The sequence below is a fragment of the Photorhabdus stackebrandtii genome, assembly GCF_011189495.1.
GTDB lineage: Bacteria > Pseudomonadota > Gammaproteobacteria > Enterobacterales > Enterobacteriaceae > Photorhabdus > Photorhabdus khanii.
In genome coordinates, this window is sequence record NZ_PUJV01000076.1 from 1 (window position 1) to 4,147 (window position 4,147).

Genomic DNA, 4,147 nt, shown 5'->3' on the forward strand with positions numbered 1-4,147 from the left:
CCCGATCAATACTCTGGACTCGCTGAATATGTGTGGGGACACTGATCTGTCGGGAGCCGGATGCGGTAGTTCCGCACGTCCGGTTCTGAGGAGGGGCCCGTCTGGGTAACCGGCGGGTCTACTCAACTCAAACCCCAGAAAATCACAAGTTAAAGATGGGCGTTCGGCAGCCATAGAGCCTTGGTTGATTTTTACCAGCATGGATGATTTTAAACCTCGGCAGATCATGAAATTATACAGCCGAAGAATGCAAATAGAGCAAAATTTTAGAGATGAAAAGAGCGAACGATTTGGATTTGGGCTTAGAGCAAGTTACAGCCAGGGAGCTGGTCGATTATCCGTATTGAGCCTTCTTGCTACGCTTAGCTCGATAGTACTTTGGTTGATCGGGTTTCATGCTGAGAACAAAGGAATACACCTTAATTATCAGGCAAATAGTATCAAATCAAGAAGAGTTATTTCTCATCTGACATTAGCGGAGAATGTATTACGCCATTCCCCGCTAATATTATTTGAAATAGTACTTAATCAAACACTCAAATATCTCGCCAAAATCTACCAAAATATGGTTTTGATTTATTAGCGCTGATTTGTGGGGATCCCCCAGCGCCATAGCAACCTTTCAGTATTCGCCCTTCTGTTAACAAGCTATATTAATTGCAACAGCAGTTTTATTATGGTCTCCAGCTCTAACACCAGAATAAGTTTCGTATAAATCGTGAAGATTCTGATCTTCATGAGTGAAGGCTATATACAAGTCTCTGAATGTATCCGCCTTACTTGGGTCATTCCACCCTGAAGATAGACTAGCACGAGTGTCGTTGATAATTTTGGTTCTGTTTTTGTTTCTTTCGCTAAATGCCCCGGCTAACCCGCCAATATAGCTATTCAGATTATGCAATGCATTTTGCATGCGTTCAGTTGAGGTCTCAATATTATTTGCTACACTGGCGAGTGTATTTTCCATATGGAATTCTTTTTGCAAGTGAATTAATTTATCAGATTTTTCATTGAAATCAAAAACTGCATTAGCAACCTGTGTGCCGACTTCTACTACCAAGGAGGTTATTGCTGCAATTGTACCTATCACTGCTGTCCAAGATACTAAAGATTGTTTGTGAGTGAAATCCTCATTAGTTGCATCATTGCTAATTTCCCCGTAATTTGTTTGAAACTCTATCTTATCATTGCCTGATAAATCACTTGTCCAATTTCTGAATGCACCGATAAGAGTATTATCTCTTTCTATCTGAAGGTAATTAATCTTATCCTTCTTATCTTTCATTTGATTTGTAAGTGTAAGGTATATTCTATTAACTATTTGTTGTTGTTTAATAAATTGTTTTTCGGCTTCGGACTCTGCTGCGGCAAGCCCAGTTATTACGTCGGAAGAAACGAAATCGCTATTTATTCGATCATTAAATTTCACTGTGTATTTTTCTAGACAGTTTAGATTGTTTCTTAATAAAGAAATATCGAAGTTGTAATCTTTATTAGCCAATCTATTTAAGTAAGAAATAACTTTTTTCTGATATTCACTAATCTTTTTTGAATAGGCTGCAAAATTCGTATCAAGCCTGTCAAGATTTCTCATGTTCCCAGACAAAATCAAATTTTTTGCAAATGATTTAGTTACTCTCAATGCTTCAGCTAAATCATTTTGTGCTGAGTCCGAATTATCTTTAGGAACGAAACGTATGTTTCCTATTACTTTCGCATAGTCATATAGAAATTTATATCCTAAGGCATAATTTTCGACTGCTTGTAAGTCCATAATTTTTTCCTCTTTAAAGGATCATATGAAAAATATACTATCGGCAGGCATTCTCTGGAAAAACTCTGCTTTTGAGGCTAAACCAGGTACAATATACTGGCACTGATTATTAAATATCGACACTTTTAATCTTGACGAAAATATTCAGAAAAAATTATAATAAACAGTGCCGGCTTTTAATTATCATCAGCAAAATAATATAATTTAGTTATTTTGAAGATAATTGGAAATCCATATGTGGTTTACTACCCTTTATATCATTAGAAACAACTTTGCACAGATACCTATAATGATCACTAGTATCACCGTCAGCTCCGTTTGTTCCAGAATACGGAATTTTCCAGTGCACAGATACCCAATTATCTGGATTCCATGTTTCTGGGTTCCATTTCTCATCGTTTATATAATATCTCAATGTACCTTCTGTACCTGTCATAAAACCACCGGAATCGCTTCTCCAATTTCCTGTAGTCCCAGCATCGATTTGCCCGGGGGGATAACGAACCCACTCACCATGACGTAGATTTATACTATTCATATCTAAGGTTAAATCATAAATTGTTGTATTTTCAAGACTTACATATGCTTCTCTCGCTGACATAATACCTCCTATGCAACCACTAGTTGGTGATCTTGATGTGATATACAAAAAACAACCGAAATATGTATCATGTAATTATCGTTAAATTTCATACTGGAATCTTAGCCATTTCCTTAAATTCTTTTCAACTTCTACCGATTTTGAAGTTAAGGATAAGACTAAACAAAATTTATATATAGCTACCGTTTGATAAATTAATTTAAAATTATTATTACCTCATAATTAATAATCTTATGAAATAGTCAAATTAATTATTAACCCTCCGATTTTATTCTAAATGAAATCTCTTTGCTAAGGGTCATTCAAAAATCGTCATAAAGAGAACATAAAAAAGAATGTGGAATTTATTCTTGAAACGATAGCTGCTCAGGGCGGTTGAAAGATTGCTTTTTTGAATATTTAATATTTAATTAACTAACTTTACTCACATGTGTGATTTTTTCTTAATGAAGTTAATATCCATTCACTCTTTATCTGTTTTTTTACAAAAACAATCAGATAATCAATGGGCAACATCGGAATATTTTGTTTCATCTATGACAAGAGCCATTCTATTATTTACCCTTCCCAGTCTTGGAAGTATTGGGCATTGCTTTGGTATTAAATTCATTTTTATTTCATTAAGTATGATATCTGGAATATATACTATTATTGCTTCAGTATTAGTATTTATTTCATTAAATAAAAAAACTTATACAAGAAAGGCATTTAACAATATAAGGATACTGTATATGAGTAATTGTATATTTTGCGAAATAATTACTAGAAAGTCACCAGCACATGTTATTTGGGAAGATAACGATTACATAGCATTCTTATCTATATATCCAAATACACCGGGTGTTACAGTAGTTATTCCTAAAAAACATTATGGTAGTTACGCATTTGAATTAAGTGATGATAATTTATCCGGATTGATTATTGCCTCTAAAAGGGGTAGTGACCAGCTACCCGGTCACTACCCCTAAATATAAATAAGCGCCACAACCGCGATTAACAATGTAATAAACGCCAACAAAATCTGATGATACTGTATTTAGATCTTCTTTTTGTTTGATGTTTTTAGACATAAATTTCTTCTGAATTTATTCATAGTTAATAATACTTTATGCAATAAGGTATTTAAGTGTCCGAAATTCCGGAATATGCCGCGCTCGTCAATAGGGGCGCAGCATATGCTAAATGTGAAATGCAACAGCAGACCATCATAGTCGAAATAAAATAACTGTAATCCCACGTTTTTTATCTACCCAGTAAACCTTCGAGATCATTATTGGCATGCTACCGCCCCTAGACAGTTACCCAGTATTTGTAAAATTCGTTTTTCCTTTAAATAACAAATTAATAAAATTTAACCAAATGCCTTAATGAATCCAGAAATCAACGGTAGATCACGATAAATCAAGATTTATACTTAACTATTAAGTTTAGATTACAATTTTCAAAATACAAACGTAATGAAAAATAAATTTACGTATTTGGATAAATATACGGATAACTACAGAATTCGGGTAGAATCGAGATGTGGCGCGGTAACTGTAGGTCCGGCATATCTGCCAAGCAAAATTATCATACTAAAATAGAGCAATCTTCCATAACGGTATATCCGGGGGAGCGTAAAAATCTATGGTCACCCTCGTTTTTACAACACTCATTTTGATGAATTTTAGGCTTGCTTAAATCTATCCGGCGTCACTATAGGCAAGGATGCCCGCGCCCCAATGAGTTCCGCGCCTGATGCGCCTAAAAAAACCGTTCGGCTTCAAAGAGCC

General features: G+C 34.9%; 3 protein-coding genes and 1 pseudogene. 2 read left to right on the forward strand and 2 right to left on the reverse strand.

The genetic code is table 11. The annotated features are described in order from the left end of the window. Nucleotides 1-136: 136 nt before the first annotated feature. A pseudogene (locus tag C5470_RS21400) lies at nucleotides 137-583 on the forward strand (transposase); the annotation flags it as partial. 57 nt (nucleotides 584-640) lie between these two features. On the opposite strand, the gene C5470_RS21405 reads toward C5470_RS21400, so the two are convergent. Both C5470_RS21405 and C5470_RS21410 read right to left on the reverse strand, forming a co-directional pair. Then, nucleotides 641-1,774, reverse strand: a complete 1,134-nt coding sequence (locus C5470_RS21405) for a hypothetical protein (protein ID WP_166291779.1) — start codon at nucleotides 1,772-1,774, stop codon at nucleotides 641-643. Between the two features lie 208 nt (nucleotides 1,775-1,982). Beyond that, nucleotides 1,983-2,375, reverse strand: coding sequence for a hypothetical protein (locus tag C5470_RS21410; RefSeq protein ID WP_166291781.1), 393 nt, complete (start codon nucleotides 2,373-2,375; stop codon nucleotides 1,983-1,985). 536 nt (nucleotides 2,376-2,911) lie between these two features. Between C5470_RS21410 and C5470_RS23150 the strand changes: the two genes are divergently transcribed. Further along, nucleotides 2,912-3,343, forward strand: coding sequence for an HIT family protein (locus tag C5470_RS23150; RefSeq protein WP_242688263.1), 432 nt, complete (start codon nucleotides 2,912-2,914; stop codon nucleotides 3,341-3,343). Nucleotides 3,344-4,147: the final 804 nt, after the last annotated feature.